Here is a 21,847-nt window from a genome sequence, read left to right as displayed (position 1 = left end):
ATTAATGGCGAATTGAATTGCCGAAACCGTGCTGCGTATCGCACAATAACCTCTGTAATCACAGCATAGACCGATGACAATGAGCAAATCATTACAAAAACCTGCCATTCTCAATGTTGAAACTGTCGCGCGCTCGCGCCTTTTTAATGTTGAAAGCGTGGATCTGGAGTTCAGCAACGGCGTGCGCCGCGTGTATGAGCGGATGCGGCCTTCTACCCGTGAAGCTGTGATGATTGTGCCGATTGTCGATGAGCATATTATATTGATCCGTGAATACGCTGTCGGTACGGAGTCTTATGAACTGGGTTTTTCTAAAGGTCTGATTGATCCGGGGGAAAGCGTGCCGGAAGCCGCTAATCGCGAGCTGAAGGAAGAAGTTGGGTTTGGGGCGCGAAAGCTGACCTTTTTAAAAAAACTGAGCATGGCGCCTTCCTATTTCTCCAGCAAAATGAATATCCTGGTAGCGGAAGATCTCTACCCGGAATCGCTGCCGGGCGATGAGCCAGAGCCGTTGCCGCAGGTCCGTTGGCCGCTGTCGCAACTGATGACGCTGCTGGATGAAGAGGACTTCAATGAGGCGCGTAACGTTAGTGCGTTGTTCCTGCTGCGTGAATGGCTGCAGGCTCAGGGGCGGCTTTAGGCGTACGTTGCCAGATACAGATTAAACACCCGCGGATTAATGCCAGTTAGTTAAGCAATTTATTGAAGTTTATGCTGCCTTTTTGGGATCCCTCTGGCGAAAACCACATACGGTCTGCTCGTTTTCTCTCCTGATTCAACCTGAATAATTTCGGCTATCGTCTGTTTTTTATGGCTTTCAACTGCCGGGTAGCCGCAGGGAACATCAGGAAACCTGACGAGAGTGCAAACGCGTAGAAACTGGGTGAACCTGACAAATGGGGCTTAACGATCCATGTTAGCCCCAGATGCGTGTTTTGTCAGAACAGTTCGTGGGTCTCGCCCCCGCCATCGGTGAGGGTGGTGCCGACTTCATGAACCGCTTGTTGCGTCGGTTGAGTACCATCGATAAAGTATTCAGGACGGCCATTACCGCCGCTGGCCAGTTGGCCCGTACTGGGATCGATATTCACCGTAATGATGCCAGGCGGTGGCGTTAGCGGCTGCTCTGGTACGCCCGCCAGCTCGATTTTCATAAACTCATCCCAGGCCGGTTGCGCGCTTTTAGCGCCACCTTCGTAACCCGATATTTGATCTTTGATGACGCCGGAGGCAGTGGTACGCCCCAGATCACGACGGTGATCATCAAAGCCAATCCAGACCGATGTCACCACGCCGGGACCGTAGCCGGAGAACCACGCATCCTTTGAATTATTGGTGGTCCCGGTTTTGCCGCCAATATCGTGACGTTGCAGGTCGCGACCTGCGCGCCAGCCTGTCCCCATCCAGCCGGGTTCGCCGAAGATATTGGTGTTCAGGGCGCTTTTAATCAGGAAGGCCAGCGGTGTGTTGATGACGTGTGGCGCATATTCCGGCACACCGCTCTGCGCAACCAGCGATGGGTTCACCTGCTCAAGCTGAGGCTGCGGAGGAACACTGGCGTTTTGCGGTTCCTGAGAAGTGGCAACGTCCTCAACATCCTTATTCTCCAGCACATTTGATTTCGGTGTATCGCCATAAATCACCGGAATGTTGCACTGTGGACAGGCCGTTTTCGGCCGTTCCTCGAAAACGACGCCGCCCTGATCGTTCTCTATTTTGCTGATGAAATACGGGGTGATCAGGAAACCGCCGTTAGCCATGACGGAATAGCCGCGTGCAACCTGGAGCGGCGTGAAGGATGCTGAACCCAGCGCCAGTGACTCGGTCCGCACAATGTTTTGTGCCGGGAAGCCGAAACGCTGGAGATAGTCGGCAGCATAGTCCACCCCCATGGCGCGCATCGCGCGGACCATCACGACGTTCTTCGATTGCCCTAATCCCTGGCGCAAGCGGATGGGGCCCGCGTATTGCGGCGGCGAATTCTTGGGCCGCCAGTCTGAGCCGGAACCCGCATCCCAGCGGGAAATCGGAACATCGTTGAGCATGCTCGCCAGCGTTAAACCTTTATCCATTGCCGCAGTATAAAGGAATGGCTTAATGTTCGAGCCGACCTGGCGCAGCGCCTGAGTCGCACGGTTGAATTTACTCTGGTTAAAATCAAAACCGCCGACCAGCGCGATAATTGCGCCGTTTTGCGGATTAATTGATACCAGCGCGGAGTTGACATCCGGCACCTGCGCCAGCCACCAGTTATTACTCACCTGGCGTATCCAGACCTGCTGTCCGGCCTGCAGAACATCATTCACTTTACGCGGCGTGGCGCCTTGCTGAGTGTCGGAAATGAACCGACGCGCCCAACGCACGCCTTCCATATTCAGCGACACCGATGTTCCGTTACTCAGCAGCGCGATGGCTTCCTGCGGACTCACCGACGTGATAACCGCCGGCGTGAGGGGGCCAAAGCCGGGAATTTTTTTCAACGCGTCGATGATTTTGTGGCTATCCCATGGCGTTTCGCCGACTTTCCACAGCACGCCTGCAGGGCCGCGATAACCGTGACGCATATCATAATTTATCACGTTATCGCGTACTGCCTGCTGAGCAGCCAACTGGCTTTTTCGCGTAATGGTGGTATAGACGCGATAGCCGTCTTCGTAAGCCCGCTCGCCGTAACGGCTGACCATCTCCTGACGCACCATTTCGCTGAGATAGGGGGATGAGAAGGCGATTTTCGGCGCATGGTAACTGGCGTCAATGGCCTGACTACGCGCCTGATCGTATTGCGACTGGGTGATGTAGCCTTCGCTCAGCATACGCGAGAGCACCACGTTGCGGCGTGCAGTGGCGCGGTCCAGAGAATAGAGTGGATTAAATGTTGACGGTGCTTTAGGCAAGCCGGCGATCACGGCTATCTCACTCAGCGTGAGCTGGTCGACGGTTTTACCGAAATATACCTGAGCGGCGGCACCGACGCCGTAGGCGCGATAACCGAGATAGATTTTGTTCAGGTACAGTTCAAGAATTTCATCTTTCGTGAGCAATTGTTCAATGCGGATCGCCAGGAAGGCCTCTTTCACCTTACGCATCAGCGTCTTCTCGGGGCTCAGAAAGAAGTTACGCGCGAGCTGTTGAGTGATAGTACTGGCGCCCTGAGAAGCGTGACCGGAGAACATCGCCACGCTGGCGGCGCGGAAAATCCCGATCGGGTCGACGCCATGGTGCTCATAAAAACGGCTGTCTTCGGTGGCGATAAACGCGTTTATCAGCGCAGGCGGTATTTGTTTTAGCGTGACGGGAATACGGCGTTTTTCGCCGTATTGCGCGATCAGCTCGCCATCCGCGCTATAGACCTGCATCGGGATTTGCAGGTGTACATCCTTCAGCGTCGCGACGTCAGGGAGCTGAGGCTCTATGTATTTATAGAGACCAAAAATTGAGCCTGCTCCCAGCAATACGCAACAGATGGCAAGGATAAAAAGATACTTTACGAACTTCACCGGAGATTTCTCATTTAGTTTGAATTGGGCAGTTTATAAACAAACGCGCAGTAGTATAAAGGCAAGCCTGGTGCATTGATATAGCGAAACATGTTGGCTGATAAGGAGATCGTCAGAATGGCCTTTAGAAACTGGCGCATAGGAATGCATATCCAGCAGGATCATATCGCGATTGTCGCGCTGGCGTATGAGCGCTCACGCTGGGCGTTACGTCGCTGGTGGGAAATCCCATTAACGCCCGGTACCGTGCGTCAGGGGTTGGTTGTCGATGTCGACGCATTGGCCCGGCAACTGCAGAACTGGCGGCGTGAACTACCTTTGCAGCATCAGGTTTGTATTGCTTTTCCAGCGGCGCGAACATTGCAAAAACAACTGCCGTGTCCGCAAACTTCATTAAATGAAAGCGAGCAGGCGGCCTGGATAGCCAGCGCAATGGCGCAGCAACTGGAATGTTCTGCTTCTTCATTATGTGTCGATTATTCTGCGAGCGGCATGGATGACGGCTGGCGAGTCACCGCGGCACAGCGGTTAGATATTAATGTGCTGTGCCGCCTGGCGAAACGTCTCAAGCTGAGTGTCGTGGGGATTGTTCCGGATGCCTGCGCGCTCAGAGCTTTTTTCCCCTGGTTGCCCTCCCGGACCCATGGTCTGGCGTGGCGAGGCGAAGATAGCTGGCTTTGGGCGACAGTCGATAGCTGGGGATGTTGCGTATACAGCGAAATCCCATCTTTTTCCCGTCTGGTGTCACAGGTGGGCGCAGGGGAATTTTGGCTCTGCGCTTCCACGCCGTGCGACGAGCAAAGCTTTGACGTCTGGAGCGTCATTCATCGGTTGCAGCCTCCTCTCCCGGCCTGTAGCGACAGCTTTACCGTTGCGCTGGGCCTGGCGCTGGGAGGTCGTCAACCATGGTCCAGATAGTCAACTTTCTGCCCTGGCGTGAAACGCGCCGACGGCAGCGTCTGCAGATGGGCGGACTACTGGTCGCAGGGTTCCTGCTTATCCTGCTCGCGCTGTTGGTTACCTCACGGCTCAACAGGCAAGTTAACCACGCGTTTGAAACGGTGAGAATAAACGCTGAAAACCGCCTTTACACCGCGTTTCAACAGCGTGAACGAGTAATGCAGCAACAGCTACAGCAGTACGAGCGGCTGCGCCAGAGTCGGCGGCGGCGAGAGAAAACCGCTGCATGGCAACCAGGATTGCGAATGATCGCCGCCCGGTTACCGGCACAAGCCTGGTTAACGCATCTGGAATACCGACAAAATGCGCTGTTACTGCGTGGGCTAACGTTAAATATTAAAGGGTTAGCCGCGCTGGAGAAGGCGCTGGAGAACATAACTGGTTTCCGTCCGGCTCAGGCCGGTGAAACACACCGCGATAGCGAAGGGCGCTGGTTATTCAGCTTTTCCATGGCCGGAGAGAGTGAAGATGCGGGCGTGCATTGAGCGTTGGCTGTCTGAGTGTAAAAGCCTGTTCGTGTTGCCTGTTATTTTGCTTCTCATTGTCGGGGGCTGGCTGTGGCTCTCGTCTTCTGCGCCAGACACACAAGAAAGGGATCTGCAGCGTATGCAGGCGCAGTGGAAGAAACTGTTGCCACTGCGAGCCACGTTACAGAACGCCAGAAGAGATGACGTCCCCACTCAGGTCTTTTCTCCTGTTGATATTCCCGTTAGGAGGGCGGCGCTTGTTGCCTGGCGACCGATGGGGGGAGGGGGAGAGATGCAACTGTCAGTTGACTGGCAAGCGGTGCCTGTGCTGTTTTCCTGGTTCGCCCGCTGCGGAATGGGGGTAACGGCATTTTCAATACGGCCGGAAAAACAGGCTTTACTGCTGACTGTGCAACTGGAGGCCGAAGATGCGCAATAAATGGTCGTCTTTATTGCTATTTCCGTTTCTGCTGTTCGCAGAAGAACGCGATCCGTTTCAGCCAGCGATTGATCTTTGTCGTACGACGCAACTTAACCAGTGGCGCTATGGCGGGGCAATCGGCGATTCACTGGTTCTTACTGGAATTTTGCAGGATAGCGACGGAAAGTGGCGCCGTGTGAAGGTGGATGAAACGTTGTCAACGAACTGGCGTATTACGCTTCTGACGACAGAGAAAATCGTCATCGTGACCGGCCCGGGGTGTGAGCCTGCGCAATGGGTCTGGCAGCGCAAGGGAATAAAAAATGATGAGATGGATAAATCTGCTGTTTCTGCTGTTGCCGGTAATCGTCACCGCGGCCAAAAAAGATCTTCCCGTGTCGCTGATCGTCGATGATGCGCCGGTGGCTCAGGTGCTGCAAACGCTCGCGGAGATAAAACAAAAAAATCTTGTGGTGGCCCCGGATGTCAGCGGTACCGTATCTCTGCATCTTAAGAATGTGCCCTGGTCGCAGGCACTGCGCTCGGTGATCGACAGCGCGGGTCTGGCGCTGGCGCAGCAAGGCTCGGTATTGCATGTTCATACCCAGGCCTGGCAGAAGGCGCAACGGGGGCAGCTTGAGGCGGAGAGAGCAAAGCGTTTACAGAATCTCCCTTTGCAAGGGCATAGCGTGACTTTACATTATGCCAATGCTGAAGATCTCGCTAAAGCCGGAGAAAAATTACTGAGCGCTCGCGGGCACTTGACCGTCGATAAACGCACAAACCGTTTACTTATCAGGGATGATGAGCGACACCTCCCGGCGTTAAAGGCATGGGCAAGGGAAATGGATATACCCGTTGGCCAGGTCGAACTGGCGGCACATATTGTTTCAATGAGCGAAACCAGCCTGCGTGAGCTGGGCGTTAAATGGAGTCTGGAGGAAGCCAGCAGTCCGCCGGGGTCGGGGAAGCTAACGGTTTTAAACAGCAACCTGGCGTCAAGCGATGCCGCCACGCGAGCGGGTTTTAATATTGGTCGTATAAGCGGGCGGCTGCTGGCGCTGGAACTCTCCGCGCTTGAGAAAAAACAGCAGGTAGACATTATCGCCAGCCCGCGGCTGCTGGCTTCGCATATGCAGCCCGCCAGCATTAAGCAGGGCAGCGAAATCCCTTATCAGGTCTCCAGAGGAGACAACGGTGCAACCTCGGTTGAGTTTAAGGAGGCGGTGCTAGGGATGGAGGTGACGCCCACCGTCTTACAACAGGATCGTGTGCGTTTAAAGCTCAGAATCAGCGAAAACACACCGGGACAAGTGCTGAAACAGGAACACGGCGAGGCGCTGGCTATTGATAAACAAGAAATTGAAACACAGATCGAAGTGAAAAGCGGTGAGACTCTGGCCTTAGGGGGTATCTTTTCGCAAAGAAATAAATCTTCGCGCGATGGTATCCCTCTGCTTAGCGATATCCCCTGGCTTGGGTCGTTGTTCCGTCGTGACGGTAAAGATAACGAAAAACGTGAACTGGTTGTCTTCATTACTCCACGGATTCTGGCAGCTCATTAATCGGGTTTTTCATGCTAAACACGTTTCAGGTGTTTGACGTGAGGACGGATTTAGCATACAAGGAGTACCGATTTGAGAGTCGTGTACGACATCAATCCTCCCTTTCTTGCCCGGTGATTTATTCTGTTGCCAAACCAGCCGGAGTATTGAGATAATTTTTAGTCTGACTCTCGCTCTATCGCATATGAGGTTTCAGTTCATGCCCTGCTGCGCCGGTTGTCTGCGCAGCGGGTTTATCATTAACGAATAGTCTTAGTAGTACCGAAAAAATGGCAGAGAAACGCAATATCTTTCTGGTTGGGCCTATGGGTGCCGGCAAAAGCACTATTGGGCGCCAGTTAGCCCAACAGCTCAACATGGAATTTTACGATTCCGATCAAGAAATTGAGAAACGCACTGGCGCAGATGTGGGTTGGGTCTTTGATGTCGAAGGCGAAGACGGCTTCCGCGACCGTGAAGAAAAAATCATCAATGAGTTGACGGAAAAACAGGGAATTGTGCTGGCGACTGGCGGCGGCTCTGTAAAATCCCGTGAAACGCGTAACCGTCTCTCCGCCCGCGGCGTGGTGGTCTACCTGGAAACAACTATCGAAAAGCAGCTTGCCCGTACGCAGCGTGATAAAAAGCGTCCTTTATTACAGGTTGATTCGCCGCCTCGCGAAGTTCTGGAAGCGTTGGCGGATGAACGGAATCCGCTGTATGAGGAGATTGCCGATGTCACTATCCGCACCGACGATCAAAGCGCGAAAGTGGTAGCAAACCAGATTATTCATATGCTGGAAAGCAACTGATTCTGGCTTAATAAGGTTCGTCAGAGTAAAAGCAACTGAGGTGGATGTCGCGTTATGGAGAGGCTTACTGTAACCCTCGGGGAACGTAGTTACCCGATTACCATCGCGGCTGGTTTGTTTAACGATCCAGCTTCCTTCCTGCCACTGAAATCAGGCGACCAGGTTATGCTGGTCACCAATGAAACGCTGGCTCCGCTCTATCTGGATACTGTGCGTTCTGTGCTTGAGAACGCGGGCGTGAAAGTCGACAGCGTGATTCTTCCTGATGGCGAGCAGTATAAAAGCCTGGCTGTGATGGATAGCGTTTTTACCGCTCTGTTGCAAAAACCACACGGCCGTGACACCACCTTAGTGGCGCTCGGCGGTGGGGTGATCGGCGATTTAACCGGATTTGCCGCAGCCAGCTATCAACGCGGGGTACGTTTTATCCAGGTTCCCACCACGCTCTTGTCGCAGGTGGATTCTTCGGTTGGCGGTAAAACGGCGGTCAACCATCCTCTTGGTAAGAATATGATTGGCGCCTTCTGGCAGCCAGTTTCTGTTGTTGTCGATCTCAACTGCCTCAAAACACTGCCTAAGCGTGAGCTTTCTTCCGGTCTGGCTGAAGTCATCAAGTACGGTATTATCCTCGACGGCGAATTCTTCGACTGGCTGGAAAATAATATTGATGCTTTGATGGCGCTGGACGAAAAAGCAATGGCTTACTGCATTCGTCGCTGTTGTGAACTGAAAGCTGATGTTGTCGCGGCCGACGAGCGAGAAACCGGGCTGCGTGCTTTACTCAATCTTGGACATACTTTTGGTCATGCTATCGAAGCTGAAATGGGCTACGGTAACTGGTTACATGGTGAAGCGGTGGCTGCCGGTATGGTTATGGCGGCGCGCGTATCCGAGCGTTTAGGGCAGTTTAGCGCGCAAGATACGCGGAGAATTATTCAGTTATTGCAGCGTGCGGATTTACCGATATGTGGGCCGGAGGCGATGCCTGCAGAAGCGTATTTGCCTCACATGATGCGTGATAAAAAGGTGCTGGCAGGTGCAATGCGACTGGTGCTCCCTCTTGCGATAGGGAAGAGCGAGATACGCGGTGGCGTGTCGCATGATGTGGTTATGGGCGCGATTGCTGATACCCAGCTTGCGCAAAAATAAGAAGGTCTGGCCGCGCTCGCGCGGCGTTATCATTTCGGGTGATATGCAATAGTCGTGAGCATAAGCCTTTTAGTGGGGTGTTAAATGGATGAATTAAAGCCAGAAGACGATATGAAAGCCGATCGCAACGATCGTCGTACTGGTCGTTCTCGTCAGTCAGCAGAGCGTGATGCCGATCCGCAAATCAATTTTGATGATCTTGATATTGATGATGCTGACGATAATCGTCCGACCCGCGGCAGTAGAACACGCCGCGCGCACGATGAAGAACAATATGAAGAGTATGACGAGGATCTGGAGCCGGATGATGACGGTGGCGAAACGCCTCAGGTTGAACGTCGTCCGCGCAGGCGTAAGAAGGCGCCGGCTAAACCTGCTTCCCGTCAGTACATTATGATGGGCGTGGGGATACTCGTCCTTCTGCTGCTGATTGTTGGCGTTGGGTCGGCGTTGAAATCACCTTCCTCTTCATCTGGTGAGCAAACGGCTTCTGGCGAGAAGAGCATCAATTTGTCCGGTGTTGAGGATAATCATGCCCAACCTGCCGCGCAGGATGCGACAGTGGCGAACAATTCGCAACCGCAGGACGTCTCTCTGCCGCCAGTCGCTTCTAACCCGCAGGCCCCGACAACCACAGAACCGCAAGGGCAGCAACGTGTTGAGGTTCAGGGTGACCTGAACAGCGCGCTGACCCAACAGCAGGGCCAGATTGATAGCGTGGTAGCGGATTCTACGTTGCCAACTGAACCCGCTACGGTCGCTCCGATCCGTAATGGTAACGCACCTCGGCAGGCAACAGTGGAACGTCAGACGGCAGCGGAGCCGCGTCGGGCTGAGCGTAAGCATACGGTGATAGAGCCTAAAACGCAGGCTAAGGTGAAAGCGCCAGCTGAGCCGAAACCGGTGGTGATTCAGCCGAAGCGTGTAGAAAGCGTTGCCGCCGCAGCGCCTGTAAAAGCGCCAGCGGCCCAGCCGACTAAGCCTGCGGCCTCCGCGCAGACGAAACCGGCTCAGCCAGCAGCGGTTGCAGCGACTACCGCAGCCCGGAAAAGTACGGGTGACATTGGCGCGATGAAGTCTGCGCCATCCAGTCACTATACTCTGCAGCTCAGTAGCTCCTCTAACTACAACAATCTCAACAATTGGGCGAAGAAAGAGAAGCTGAACAAATATGTTGTCTATGAGACTACGCGTAACGGTCAGCCGTGGTATGTTCTGGTGAGCGGAATTTATGCTTCGAAAGATGAAGCGAAGCGAGCCGTTGCCACTCTGCCGGCAGATGTACAGGCAAAGAACCCGTGGGCGAAACCGCTGCACCAGGTTCAGTCTGACCTGAAATAATGCCGCAGTGTAGTCTGAAGCGCAGGATGCTGTCGGAGCTTTCTCCACAGCCGGAGAATGTGTAATTAGTTAGGCAGCATGAAAAAGAATCGCGCTTTTCTGAAATGGGCGGGGGGGAAATACCCCCTGCTTGATGATATTAAGAAGCACTTGCCGCAGGGCGAATGCTTGATTGAGCCTTTTGTGGGGGCCGGGTCGGTATTTCTGAATACCGATTTTTCGCGTTATATCCTCGCTGATATCAATAGTGATTTGATCAGTCTGTATAAGCTGGTCAAACTGCAAACCGATGAGTACGTTGCGGCGGCGCGCGAAATGTTTACTCCTGAGAACAACGTCGCAGAACGGTACTACCAGTTTCGTGATGAATTCAATCAAATCGAGGAGCCGTTGCGTCGGGCGGTGCTGTTCCTGTATCTGAATCGCCATGGGTACAATGGCCTGTGCCGTTACAACCTGAGCGGTGAATTTAATGTGCCGTTTGGCCGCTATAAAAAGCCTTACTTTCCAGAGGCTGAGCTGTACCATTTCGCGGAGAAAGCACAGCATGCAGAGTTTCATTGTGAGTCTTATGAAGATTGTATGAAACGTGCGGATCATCGCTCGGTTGTTTATTGCGATCCACCGTATGCCCCCCTGTCGTCAACGGCGAATTTTACGGCCTATCATACAAATAGCTTTAGTGAGCAACAGCAGGAATTACTGGCGAAAAAGGCGGAATCGCTGATGAAAAAGCGTATTCCTGTGCTTATCTCAAACCATCGTACGCCGCTGACTCAGGAGTGGTATAAAAATGCCGCTGAGACACATATCGTGAAGGTTCGCCGCAGCATCAGCAGTAACGGTGGGACACGTAAGAAGGTGGACGAGCTTCTGGCTCTGTACTGTCCGCCCAAGACCTAATAAATTTCAAGGAGATGCGGATGAAGCAGTATTTGATTGCCCCTTCGATTCTGTCGGCAGATTTTGCTCGTTTGGGCGAGGATACCGCCAGTGCGCTGGCCGCGGGTGCGGATGTTGTGCACTTTGACGTGATGGACAACCACTATGTGCCAAATCTGACTATTGGTCCTATGGTGCTGAAAGCGCTGCGTCATTACGGTATCACCGCCCCTATTGATGTGCATTTGATGGTTAAGCCGGTTGACCGTATCGTCCCTGATTTCGCCGCCGCGGGCGCCAGCATTATTACCTTTCACCCTGAAGCCTCTGAGCACGTTGACCGCACGCTACAGCTCATCAAAGAGCACGGTTGTAAAGCGGGGCTGGTGTTTAATCCGGCGACGTCGCTAAGCTATCTTGATTACGTGATGGATAAGCTGGATGTCATTCTGCTGATGTCCGTGAATCCGGGCTTTGGCGGTCAGTCTTTTATTCCTCATACCCTTGATAAACTGCGTGAAGTTCGTCGCCGTATCGATGCGTCGGGCTACGATATTCGTCTGGAAGTTGATGGCGGCGTAAAAGTCAATAATATTGCAGAGATTGCCGAAGCCGGTGCGGATATGTTTGTGGCCGGATCGGCTATTTTCGATCAGCCTGACTACAAAAAAGTGATTGATCAAATGCGTAGCGAATTAGCAAAGGTTAGCCATGGATAAGTTACAAACCATTCGCGGCGTGGCGTTTGATCTTGATGGGACGCTGGTGGACAGCGCGCCGGGATTGACCGCTGCCGTTGATAACGCGTTGTATGCGCTGGAACTCCCGATGGCGGGCGAGGCGCGCGTTGTGACCTGGATTGGCAACGGCGCGGATGTCTTGATGCAACGGGCTTTGGCCTGGGCACGTCAGGAGCGTACGACGCTGCGTGCCGCGCAGGGCAAACCTTCCGTCGAGCATGATGATATTCCGCAGAGCGAACAGCAGGCTATTTTGCGTAAGTTGTTCGACCGCTACTATGCAGAAACCGCGGAAGAGGGAAGCTTTCTGTTCCCGAATGTAGCGGATACGCTTGCCAGGCTGCATGCTAAAGGCTTGCCGCTGGCGCTGGTGACCAATAAGCCAACGCCGTTTGTCGCGCCGATTCTGGGGGCGCTGGATATCGCCAGCTATTTTAGCGTGGTGATTGGCGGTGATGATGTGAAGAACAAGAAGCCACATCCCGATCCGTTGCTTCTGGTGGCCAAAAAACTGGGGCTGACACCGGCTGAGCTGCTGTTTGTCGGCGATTCACGTAATGATATTCAGGCGGCGAAAGCGGCAGGTTGCTGTTCAATCGGCCTGACTTACGGCTACAACTACGGCGAGCCAATTTCACTGAGCGAGCCGGATTATATCTTTGACCAATTTAATGAACTTTTGCCTGCTTTCGGGCTACCGTTCAGTGAGACTCAGGAATAAAAAATGACTAAGCCCATCGTTTTTAGTGGCGCACAGCCCTCCGGTGAATTGACCATTGGCAACTATATGGGGGCGCTGCGTCAGTGGGTAAACATGCAGGACGATTACCACTGCATTTACTGCATCGTTGATCAGCATGCGATTACCGTCCGCCAGGATCCGCAGCAACTACGTAAAGCTACGCTGGATACGCTTGCGCTGTACCTGGCGTGCGGCATTGACCCGGAAAAAAGCACCATCTTCGTGCAGTCTCACGTGCCGGAGCATGCCCAGTTGGGCTGGGCGCTGAACTGCTACACCTATTTCGGCGAGCTGAGCCGGATGACCCAGTTTAAAGATAAATCATCCCGTTACGCGGAAAATATTAACGCCGGTCTGTTTGACTATCCGGTGCTGATGGCTGCCGATATTCTCCTGTATCAAACCAACCAGGTACCGGTCGGCGAAGATCAGAAACAGCATCTGGAACTGAGCCGAGATATCGCCCAGCGCTTCAACGCTATTTACGGCGACGTGTTTAAAGTACCGGAACCGTTTATCCCGAAATCCGGCGCACGCGTGATGTCTCTGCTGGAGCCGAGCAAAAAGATGTCCAAGTCAGACGATAACCGTAATAACGTTATCGGCCTGCTGGAAGATCCGAAATCGGTAGTGAAAAAAATCAAACGTGCGGTTACTGACTCTGACGAGCCGCCGGTTGTTCGTTACGATATTGAAAATAAAGCGGGCGTTTCCAACCTGCTGGATATCCTCTCGGCGGTCACCGGTCAGAGTATCCCTGAGCTGGAACAGCATTTTGCAGGCAAGATGTATGGTCATCTGAAGGGGGAAGTGGCAGAAGCGGTTTCTGGTATGCTGACCGAGCTGCAGGCGCGCTATCACCGGTTCCGTAGTGACGAAGCCTTCCTGAATCAGGTGATGAAAGAGGGCGCGGAGAAAGCCAGCGCTCGCGCTTCCGTGACGTTGAAAGCAGTCTACGAAGCGATTGGGTTTGTTGCTAAACCCTGAGCCATCTTGATGGTCGCAACGAAATAAAAAAGCCGGGTGCGATGCATCCGGCTTTTTACTATGGATGAGCGGAAAGATTAGTGGTTTGAGAACCAGTTCAGCTTATCGCGCAAACCGACCACGCGGCCCACGATAATCAGCGCCGGACTGGCCATCTGCTGAGCCAGCAGATCCAACTGTTCTAAGGTACCGGTGACCACCTTCTGAGTTACCGCCGTACCGTTCTCAACAATTGCTGCAGGCGTGTCGGCCGCCATACCGTGGGCTATCAGTTTTTCCCTGATAGCGGGCGCCTGATTCAGGCCCATATAGAACACCAGCGTTTGCTTTTCGGCCGCCAGGTTTTCCCAGTCCAGTTCGCCACCGGTCTTGAGATGACCAGTGACCAGACGCACCCCCTGAGAATAATCACGATGGGTGAGAGGGATACCGGAATAAGCCGAGCAGCCGGAGGCGGCGGTAATGCCCGGCACGACGGAGAAAGGAATCCCTGCCTGACACAGGGTTTCCAGCTCTTCACCGCCGCGACCAAAGATAAACGGGTCGCCGCCTTTCAGCCGAACTACGCGTTTCCCGCTCCTGGCTTCACGCAGCAAAATCTGGTTAATCTCTTCCTGCGGAACGCAGTGATAGCCTGCGCGTTTGCCGACAAACACCCGGTCGGCATCGCGGCGCACCAGGTTCATAATATCGTCGGAAACCAGGCGGTCATAAACCACCACATCCGCCTGCTGGATTTGCTGTAGCCCTTTTAGCGTGAGTAGCCCTGCGTCACCGGGCCCTGCGCCAACCAGAACGACTTCGCCGCGATGATCCAGCGGTTCAGTCAGCAACTGTTCCGTAGTATCCACCACGGCCTGACGATCTTCATTGGCCAAAGATTGCGCCAGCCTGTCGTTAACAAACAGTTTTTCCCAGAAGCGCCGCCGTTCCCCGACGGTGGCAAACTGTTTCTTCACCCGGGAACGCAACTGGCCCGCGTAGTGGGCCAGTTGACCCAAATGTAACGGCAAAACCGACTCCAGCTTTTCGCGCAGCAGACGAGCCAGTACCGGTGAGGTACCGCCAGATGAGACGGCAACCATCAGCGGCGAGCGATCGATAATCGACGGCATGATAAAGCTGGCTTGCTGAGGCGCGTCCACCACGTTGCAAAATATTCGCCGGGCTTCCGCCGCATCGCTAACCTGCTGATTGACCGCTTCGTCGTCGGTAGCGGCAATAGCCAGCCAGCAGTTATTGAGCAGGGCGGGGTTAAACTCGCCTTTCACCAGGGTCAGTCTGTGTGAATCGGCCCACACCTGGAACTGGGGGATGAAATCCAGCGCATTGACCGTTAATCTGGCGCCCGCGTCCAGCAACAGACGGGCTTTACGCTCGGCGACATCGCCGCCGCCGACTAACAGGCAGTCGCGATCGCGTAATTGACAAAATATAGGCAAATGGTCCACGACATTACCTCTTAAATTATTGGCTGCAGCCTTTCTGGCTTGTCAGGTTATCTTGTTTGCTCGTTCGAACGCCTCGCAGGGCGAGCGTGGCAAACCCTTCTCACGTGCCGCGTGTACGTGAGAAGGGGGGGCGCACAGCGCGTATTCAAACCTGCTAAAACAGACTCCTGTTTATTTTTCCGGAGCCGGGGCTCCGCTTTTGTCGTAGCATACCAATAACCTGATCCCATGAATACGATACCGGACAAAGTATTCCCGAGAGTAATTCACGGCCGGTGAGCCTCCATTGTCGTCAGGCTGCCTGACTGACGCGTTCAGTACCAGGCGTTGCGCCTCCAGATTCATCAAATGCGCAGTTGCACCACGCCGTCTTTCACGCGAGCTTCGTAGTGCGCGACGGAATGGCTTTCATCTTCCATGCACAGACCGTCACTCAGACGGAAACGCTGTTTTTTCAGCGGACTGGCAACCCACAGTTCGCCCTGATGCTCGGCAATCAACCCGCGCGACAGCACGCTGGACTCAAAAAACGGGTCGATATTGCTGATCGCGAATACCTGGTCGCTGTGATATGGACGGAAAATGGCGACCTGCTTTTCGCCTGACAGCGCGCAGACGCCGGTTTCCGGCAGAATGTCATCGATTTTGCAGATGTTTTTCCACTGGCTCATGCGTTTTCCTCCACCAGAGTTACCGGAATGCGTTCGTACGGCGTTGCCGGACGATGCTGTTCACGCTCAGGAACCACCTGAACATTCGGGTCGCGCTTATCGCTGTTGATAAAGTGTCTGAAACGAACCTGCGCAGACGGTGTATTCACGGTCTCCGTCCACTCGCACACCACCGCTTCACGCAGGCGGGTCATCTCTTCTTCCAGATGCGCGTTCAGGCCCAGTTTGTCGTCGATGATGACCGACTTCAGGTAGTCGATGCCGCCTTCCAGGTTATCTAACCACGGTGCGGTACGGGTCAGTTTGTCGGCGGTACGGATGTAGAACATCATGAAGCGGTCGAGGTATTTAACCAGCGTTTCGCGGTCGATATCCGCCGCCAGCAGGTCTGCATGACGCGGTTTCATCCCGCCGTTACCGCAGACGTACAGGTTCCAGCCTTTTTCCGTGGCGATAATCCCCACGTCTTTACCCTGGGCTTCCGCACATTCACGGGTACAGCCGGAGACGCCAAATTTCATTTTGTGCGGGGTACGGATGCCTTTGTAGCGGTTTTCCAGCTCGACGCCGAAGCCGACGCTGTCGCCCACGCCGTAGCGGCACCAGGTGCTGCCCACGCAGGTTTTCGCCATACGCAGCGCTTTGGCATACGCGTGACCGGTTTCGAAGCCCGCTTCAATCAACTGACGCCAGATTTCCGGCAGATCGTCTTTCTGCGCGCCGAACAAACCAATACGCTGAGAACCGGTAATTTTGGTGTACAGGTTAAACTCACGCGCGATGCGACCTACGGCCACCAGACCTTCCGGCGTGATTTCGCCGCCCGCAGAACGCGGGATCACGGAGTAAGTGCCGTCTTTCTGGATGTTCGCCAGGAAGTTGTCGTTGGTATCCTGTAGCGGGGTGTGCTGTGGCTTCAGAATGTATTCGTTCCAGCAGGAGGCCAGCAGAGAACCGACGGTCGGTTTACACACTTCGCAGCCGTAGCCTTTACCGTGTTTCGCCAGCAGTTCTTCAAAGGTTTTAATGCCTTCCACGCGGATGAGGTGGAACAGTTCCTGACGTGAGTACGCAAAGTGCTCACACAGGTTGTTGTTCACTTCAATACCCTGTTTCGCCAGTTCGGCGTTCAGAACCTGAGTAACCAGCGGAATACAGCCGCCGCAGCCAGTACCGGCTTTGGTTTCCGCTTTCAGCGCCGCAACGGTGTGGCAGCCTTTGTTGATGGCGGCGACCAGCATCCCTTTGGTGACGTCAAAGCAGGAACAGATTTGCGCGCTGTCCGGCAGTTTATCAACGCCAATGGAAGGCTTACCGCTGCCAGAATGTGCCGGCAGGATCAGCGAGTCCGGGTTTTCCGGCAGTTCAATCGCGTTCAGCACCAGTTGCAGCAGGTTGCCGTAATCGCTGGTATCGCCCACCAGCACCGCGCCGAGCAGGGTTTTGTTGTCTTCGCTGACGATGAGGCGTTTGTAGACCTCTTTGCTTTCGTCGAGGTAAACGTAGCTACGCGCGCCCGGCGTGCGGCCATGCGCATCGCCAATGCCGCCGACGTCTACGCCCAGCAGCTTCAGCCTGGCGCTGAGGTCTGCGCCTTCAAATGCGTTTTCGGTTTCGAGGATGTGGTCAACGGCAACCTGCGCCATTTTGTAGCCAGGCGCGACCAGACCGTACACGCGGTTGTGCCAGCTGGCGCATTCGCCAATCGCGTAGATATCCGGGTCAGACGTCTGGCAGGCGTCGTTAATCACGATACCGCCGCGCTGAGCGACCTCCAGGCCGCACTGGGTGGCCAGTTTGTCACGCGGGCGGATACCGGTAGAGAAAACGATGAAATCGACTTCCAGCTCGCTACCGTCGGCAAAACGCATGGTTTTACGCGCTTCGGTGCCTTCCTGAACGATCTCTTTGGTGTTTTTGCTGGTATGTACGCGCACGCCCATGCTTTCGATTTTACGGCGTAGCTGCTCGCCGCCCATCTGATCCAGCTGTTCTGCCATCAGCATGGGGGCAAATTCGATAACGTGGGTTTCGACGCCTAAGTTTTTCAGCGCTCCAGCGGCTTCCAGACCCAGCAGGCCGCCGCCGACCACCGCGCCGCGTTTGCTGCGACGGGCGCAGGCTTCAATGGCGTTGAGATCTTCAATGGTACGGTAAACAAAGCAGTCCTGGGTTTCGGAACCTTTAATTGGCGGGATCCACGGCCAGGAGCCGGTCGCCATGATCAGTTTATCGTAATAGACCGTACGACCCGCGCTGGAGTGGATGACCTTCTCCTGACGGTTGATCGTAATGGCGCGTTCGCCGACCAGAACGTTAACGCCGTGCTTCTCATAAAAGCCTTCACGCACCAGAGACAGCTCTTCAGCGGTGTGGTGGGAGAAGTAGGAAGAGAGGTGGACACGGTCGTATGCTTTGCGGGGTTCTTCACAGAACACGGTAATGTCAAAATTGGCAGCGTCGGATTTATCAAGAAGGTCCTCAATAAAGCGATGGCCGACCATACCATTACCGATAATAGCGAGTCTGACTTTGCTCATTTTTGCCTCGATTTCTTTTCTATTACCGCCTACCTTAACGATTCAGTCGTGACGCTTATTGATGCAAATCAATTGCACCTTTGCCTACCACTTAATGGGTATATTCATGATTTGTCAGTGTTTTTATAAGTTATGGAAAACGCTGGCTTTTCCTTTTTGCTTTTTTTATGTACAACGCTAGCTACAAGCAACCACACCGGGTTACGCCTACCTTCAGCAATATTTACGGGAGCCATCGATATGACAGCAGCGCCGCTTTGGTTAATTGAGAATGTTCGTCTGCCCGATCGCGAAGGGTTATGGCAGATAGCGATAGACAAGGGGCGCTTCGGGGATATCACCCCAATGAGAGAGGCGCGTAGCGAAAGTTATGAAGTGTTGAATGCCCGCGGTGGACTGGCGATTCCGCCTTTTATTGAACCGCATATTCACCTCGATACGACCCAAACTGCCGGTGAGCCGAACTGGAATCAGTCCGGGACGTTGTTTGAAGGAATTGAACGCTGGGCGGAGCGTAAGGCGTTATTGAGCCATGAGGACGTGAAAACCCGGGCGTGGAAAACGCTGAAATGGCAGATTGCCAACGGCATTCAGTTTGTCCGTACCCATGTGGATGTTTCTGATCCTACGCTGACCGCGCTCAAAGCGATGCTGGAGGTAAAACAGGAGGTGGCGCCGTGGGTAGAATTACAGATTGTCGCCTTCCCGCAAGAAGGCATTTTATCTTACCCCAACGGTGAAGCTTTGCTGGAAGAGGCGCTACGCCTGGGAGCCGATGTGGTGGGCGCGATCCCCCATTTTGAGTTCACGCGGGAATATGGCGTGGAATCCCTGCATATCGCTTTTCGCCTGGCGCAGAAGTATCAGCTGCCGCTGGATATTCATTGCGATGAAATTGATGATGAGCAGTCGCGATTCGTTGAAACCGTGGCGGCCCTGGCGCTAAAAGAGGGGATCGGGCCGCGAGTGACCGCCAGCCATACTACCGCAATGCACTCCTATAATGGCGCTTATACCTCGCGTCTTTTCCGCTTACTGAAGCTTTCCGGTATTAATTTCGTTGCGAATCCGCTGGTTAATATCCATCTGCAGGGACGGTTTGATGACTATCCGAAGCGTCGCGGAATTACCCGGGTTAAGGAGCTGCTGGCGGCGGGAATAAACGTCTGTTTTGGTCATGATGATGTCTTTGACCCGTGGTATCCGCTGGGGACCGGCAATATGCTGCAGGTGCTGCACATGGGGCTGCACGTTTGTCAGATGATGGGCTATCAGCAGATTAACGATGGGCTGAAACTGGTGACGGAAAACAGCGCCCGCACGTTGGGCCTGAGCGATTACGGTATTGCGACCGGGAATATGGCGAATCTGGTGATTCTGCCTGCCGAAAATGGTTTTGAAGCGGTACGCTGCCAGGTTCCGGTACGCTGGTCAATTCGTCAGGGGAGAGTGATCGCCACAACGCAGCTGGCGCAGACCTGGGTGCAGACGGATAGCGGCGGAGAGGAGCTGTTTTTTAGCCGAAATGGCCCCTTTGCCGGAACAAAGGGGCCTGAGGCTTAGTGCGATGCCACAGCCGCGTTGTTCTGGCGGTGACGGGAAACAAAGCCGAGGATCAGACACATCACAAATACTACGGCATAGAGGCCGTTAGCGGTATGCAGCGCGGCCAGCGGGCCGCTGGCGGCGACGATAGGGCCGGTCACGACGAAGGTCAGCATGGTGCCGACGGTGCCGCAGGTCAGAATAAAGTTGACCAGTTTAGGGGATGATACTTTAGTCTGCAGCGAGCCCAGGGTGATGATCGAAGTGTAGATCGCGCTGGAGAAGAAACCGAGGCTCAGGATAAACCACGGCATATGCTCCGGCGAACCGTTAATAAACAGATACATCAGTACCGTCGCCAGGCCAGCCAGCACGGTCAGAATACGCTGCAGGTCAAAGAAGCGCAGGATAACGCTGAATGACCACATACCGATCATGTACGACATCCAGAAATCGCTCACCAGTTTACCCGCATCGCCAAGACTCATACCCAGGCCTTTGGCGTATTCCGGCACCCAGGAGATAAAACCTAACTGGCCGAGGATATAGCACAAGGCGGCAATGGAGAGAAACAGCACGCCGATACCCCATTTCTCTTTTACCACCGGCTGGCTGTCCTGCTGGGCTTTTTTACCCAATACCGGGAATTCACAGCCAAAAGTCAGCACGAAAATAGCGACGTAGACCAGGCCGATGCAGGCATAAACCCAGTACCATTCGATGCTGCGCGCCAGCAGATAAGCCGCCAGCATCGGGAAGATCATGCCCGCCATGCTGAAGAAAGAGTCGGTAAACAGCAGACGCGCGCCGCGCTGACGCCCTTCATACAGATGGGTGATCAGGAAGGTACCGATCGACATGGTGATCCCGCTGACCAGGCCCAGGACAAACATTGACGCGGAGAACAGCGCCAGGCTGTGGCTGAACATCAGCCCCGCGACGGCCAGCACCATCAGAATAAAGCCGAAGCGAAGCTGGGTTTTCAGCGGAACGATTTCCATCAGCCAGGCATTCAGAAAGATAGAAATCAGGATACCGGCGTTAAGGAAGGTAAAGGTGTTGCTCATACTGGAAACGGGCAGATGGAAATAATCTGCGATGTTTCCCATCACCATCCCGGTGACGATCACCAATGCGCCGGTCAGGGCGTAGGAGAAGAAGCTGATCCATGTGAGCTTGATACGGTTGCTGTTAGTCATGACTGGCCTGTGAATAGAAATGTAAAGCGCGTTGACTTTGCGCCGGGCGGACAGATTTTATTCGTTTGGGTGATGTAAGCAATGTTTATTATGAAATATAAATATTTTTGCATATTTATATGTGACATAAATCACATTTATTATTGGCCGTTCAATGAGGGAGGAACGTTACAAGTGTTTCAGCTAAGTAAAATTAGGTAAAAGGCTGGCCCACGGGACAAAGGCTCTTTAGAATCAAGCCACTTGCTTTTTTATCCTGCTCCGTTAAGGAATGTCCATGCTCAAATCAACTCTCGCGGCGGTGGCTGCCGTTTTTGCCATTTCAGCATTTTCCCCTGCCATGGCGGCAAAGGGGGATCCCCATGTGTTGCTGACTACCTCTGCGGGCAATATTGAGCTGGAGCTAAATAGCCAGAAAGCGCCGATCTCGGTTGAGAATTTCCTGAAGTACGTTAACAGTGGTTTCTATAACCACACCACCTTTCACCGTGTCATTCCGGGTTTTATGATACAGGGCGGCGGTTTTAACGAACAAATGCAGCAAAAGCAGCCGAATCCACCGATTAAAAATGAAGCCGATAACGGTCTGCGCAATACCCGCGGGACCATCGCGATGGCGCGTACCGCCGATCGCGACAGCGCCACCAGTCAGTTCTTTATCAATATTGCGGATAACGCTTTCCTCGATCACGGTCAGCGTGATTTTGGCTATGCGGTCTTTGGTAAAGTGGTAAAAGGCATGGACGTGGCGGATAAGATTTCTCAGGTACCGACTCATAATGTTGGGCCATATCAGAATGTCCCGTCTAAACCTATCGTTATTCTGTCGGCAAAAGTGCTGCCATAAAGCATTCCTCCTGCGCGGGTGCGATGCTCGCGCAATGTCCTCTCCGTATCGC

20 protein-coding genes and 1 pseudogene are annotated in these 21,847 nt (G+C 53.9%); 15 read left to right on the top strand and 6 right to left on the bottom strand.

Annotated elements, in window-relative coordinates; translation table 11 throughout:
* Positions 1–73: 73 nt before the first annotated feature.
* A complete protein-coding gene (gene nudE / locus FE839_RS03665) occupies positions 74–640 on the top strand; it encodes an ADP compounds hydrolase NudE (RefSeq protein WP_171034813.1) in 567 nt (188 codons plus the stop codon).
* Positions 641–938: 298 nt separating this feature from the next.
* Here nudE and mrcA read toward each other — a convergent pair whose 3' ends face one another.
* Positions 939–3,497, bottom strand: coding sequence for a peptidoglycan glycosyltransferase/peptidoglycan DD-transpeptidase MrcA (mrcA, locus tag FE839_RS03660; protein WP_138359258.1), 2,559 nt, complete (start codon positions 3,495–3,497; stop codon positions 939–941).
* Positions 3,498–3,614: 117 nt separating this feature from the next.
* On the opposite strand from mrcA, the gene FE839_RS03655 reads away from it, so the two are divergent.
* The 12 genes from FE839_RS03655 (at position 3,615) to trpS (ending at position 13,542) form a co-directional block, all read left to right on the top strand.
* Positions 3,615–4,415: a type IV pilus biogenesis protein PilM gene (locus FE839_RS03655; RefSeq protein ID WP_138359256.1), complete on the top strand. Its 801-nt coding sequence runs from the start codon at positions 3,615–3,617 to the stop codon at positions 4,413–4,415.
* Entirely contained in the window at positions 4,403–4,942 is a 540-nt protein-coding gene (locus FE839_RS03650; protein ID WP_138359254.1) for a PilN domain-containing protein, read from the top strand. The genes FE839_RS03655 and FE839_RS03650 overlap by 13 nt, the downstream gene beginning before the upstream one ends.
* The gene (locus FE839_RS03645) at positions 4,926–5,363 is read left to right on the top strand and encodes a HofO family protein (RefSeq protein WP_138359252.1); all 438 of its coding nucleotides are present in this window, start codon (positions 4,926–4,928) and stop codon (positions 5,361–5,363) included. The genes FE839_RS03650 and FE839_RS03645 overlap by 17 nt, the downstream gene beginning before the upstream one ends.
* Positions 5,353–5,760 (top strand): HofP DNA utilization family protein, encoded by a 408-nt coding sequence (locus FE839_RS03640; protein ID WP_138359250.1) that lies wholly within the window; start codon positions 5,353–5,355, stop codon positions 5,758–5,760. Before FE839_RS03645 ends, FE839_RS03640 begins: the two co-directional genes overlap by 11 nt.
* Positions 5,669–6,910: a DNA uptake porin HofQ gene (gene hofQ, locus FE839_RS03635; RefSeq protein WP_138359248.1), complete on the top strand. Its 1,242-nt coding sequence runs from the start codon at positions 5,669–5,671 to the stop codon at positions 6,908–6,910. Before FE839_RS03640 ends, hofQ begins: the two co-directional genes overlap by 92 nt.
* Positions 6,911–7,179: 269 nt before the next feature.
* The gene (gene aroK, locus FE839_RS03630) at positions 7,180–7,701 is read left to right on the top strand and encodes a shikimate kinase AroK (RefSeq protein ID WP_138359246.1); all 522 of its coding nucleotides are present in this window, start codon (positions 7,180–7,182) and stop codon (positions 7,699–7,701) included.
* A 54-nt stretch (positions 7,702–7,755) separates the two neighbouring features.
* Complete coding sequence (gene aroB / locus FE839_RS03625) at positions 7,756–8,850, top strand: 3-dehydroquinate synthase (RefSeq protein ID WP_138359244.1); 1,095 nt, start codon at positions 7,756–7,758, stop codon at positions 8,848–8,850.
* Positions 8,851–8,934: 84 nt separating this feature from the next.
* On the top strand, positions 8,935–10,191 hold the full coding sequence (gene damX, locus FE839_RS03620) for a cell division protein DamX (protein ID WP_138359242.1): 1,257 nt from the start codon (positions 8,935–8,937) through the stop codon (positions 10,189–10,191).
* Between the two features lie 78 nt (positions 10,192–10,269).
* Positions 10,270–11,094 (top strand): adenine-specific DNA-methyltransferase, encoded by an 825-nt coding sequence (dam, locus tag FE839_RS03615; protein ID WP_138359240.1) that lies wholly within the window; start codon positions 10,270–10,272, stop codon positions 11,092–11,094.
* A 20-nt stretch (positions 11,095–11,114) separates the two neighbouring features.
* On the top strand, positions 11,115–11,792 hold the full coding sequence (gene rpe, locus FE839_RS03610) for a ribulose-phosphate 3-epimerase (protein WP_138359238.1): 678 nt from the start codon (positions 11,115–11,117) through the stop codon (positions 11,790–11,792).
* Positions 11,785–12,534: a phosphoglycolate phosphatase gene (gene gph / locus FE839_RS03605; RefSeq protein ID WP_138359236.1), complete on the top strand. Its 750-nt coding sequence runs from the start codon at positions 11,785–11,787 to the stop codon at positions 12,532–12,534. Before rpe ends, gph begins: the two co-directional genes overlap by 8 nt.
* A gap of 3 nt (positions 12,535–12,537) precedes the next feature.
* A complete protein-coding gene (gene trpS / locus FE839_RS03600) occupies positions 12,538–13,542 on the top strand; it encodes a tryptophan--tRNA ligase (RefSeq protein ID WP_138359234.1) in 1,005 nt (334 codons plus the stop codon).
* 77 nt (positions 13,543–13,619) lie between these two features.
* Here the strand turns inward: trpS and cysG are convergent, their stop codons facing one another.
* The 4 genes and pseudogenes from cysG to nirB form a co-directional block, all read right to left on the bottom strand.
* Positions 13,620–14,993 carry a siroheme synthase CysG gene (gene cysG, locus FE839_RS03595; protein ID WP_138359232.1) on the bottom strand — a complete coding sequence of 458 codons (1,374 nt, stop codon included), beginning with the start codon at positions 14,991–14,993 and terminating at the stop codon, positions 13,620–13,622.
* A gap of 191 nt (positions 14,994–15,184) precedes the next feature.
* A pseudogene (locus tag FE839_RS24820) lies at positions 15,185–15,259 on the bottom strand (hypothetical protein); the annotation flags it as partial.
* 78 nt (positions 15,260–15,337) lie between these two features.
* Positions 15,338–15,664 carry a nitrite reductase small subunit NirD gene (gene nirD / locus FE839_RS03590; RefSeq protein ID WP_138359230.1) on the bottom strand — a complete coding sequence of 109 codons (327 nt, stop codon included), beginning with the start codon at positions 15,662–15,664 and terminating at the stop codon, positions 15,338–15,340.
* Positions 15,661–18,204 (bottom strand): NADPH-nitrite reductase large subunit, encoded by a 2,544-nt coding sequence (gene nirB, locus FE839_RS03585; RefSeq protein ID WP_138359228.1) that lies wholly within the window; start codon positions 18,202–18,204, stop codon positions 15,661–15,663. Before nirB ends, nirD begins: the two co-directional genes overlap by 4 nt.
* Before the next feature lie 240 nt (positions 18,205–18,444).
* Between nirB and FE839_RS03575 the strand changes: the two genes are divergently transcribed.
* The gene (locus FE839_RS03575; protein WP_138359226.1) at positions 18,445–19,767 is read left to right on the top strand and encodes a cytosine deaminase; all 1,323 of its coding nucleotides are present in this window, start codon (positions 18,445–18,447) and stop codon (positions 19,765–19,767) included.
* Here the strand turns inward: FE839_RS03575 and tsgA are convergent.
* The gene (tsgA, locus tag FE839_RS03570) at positions 19,764–20,948 is read right to left on the bottom strand and encodes an MFS transporter TsgA (protein ID WP_138359224.1); all 1,185 of its coding nucleotides are present in this window, start codon (positions 20,946–20,948) and stop codon (positions 19,764–19,766) included. The genes FE839_RS03575 and tsgA overlap by 4 nt on opposite strands.
* Positions 20,949–21,225: 277 nt before the next feature.
* On the opposite strand from tsgA, the gene ppiA reads away from it, so the two are divergent.
* Positions 21,226–21,795 carry a peptidylprolyl isomerase A gene (gene ppiA / locus FE839_RS03565; protein ID WP_138359222.1) on the top strand — a complete coding sequence of 190 codons (570 nt, stop codon included), beginning with the start codon at positions 21,226–21,228 and terminating at the stop codon, positions 21,793–21,795.
* Positions 21,796–21,847: the final 52 nt, after the last annotated feature.

The sequence above is a fragment of the Klebsiella indica genome (assembly GCF_005860775.1).
GTDB lineage: Bacteria > Pseudomonadota > Gammaproteobacteria > Enterobacterales > Enterobacteriaceae > Klebsiella > Klebsiella indica.
This window is presented reverse-complemented; position numbering and strand designations above follow the sequence as displayed.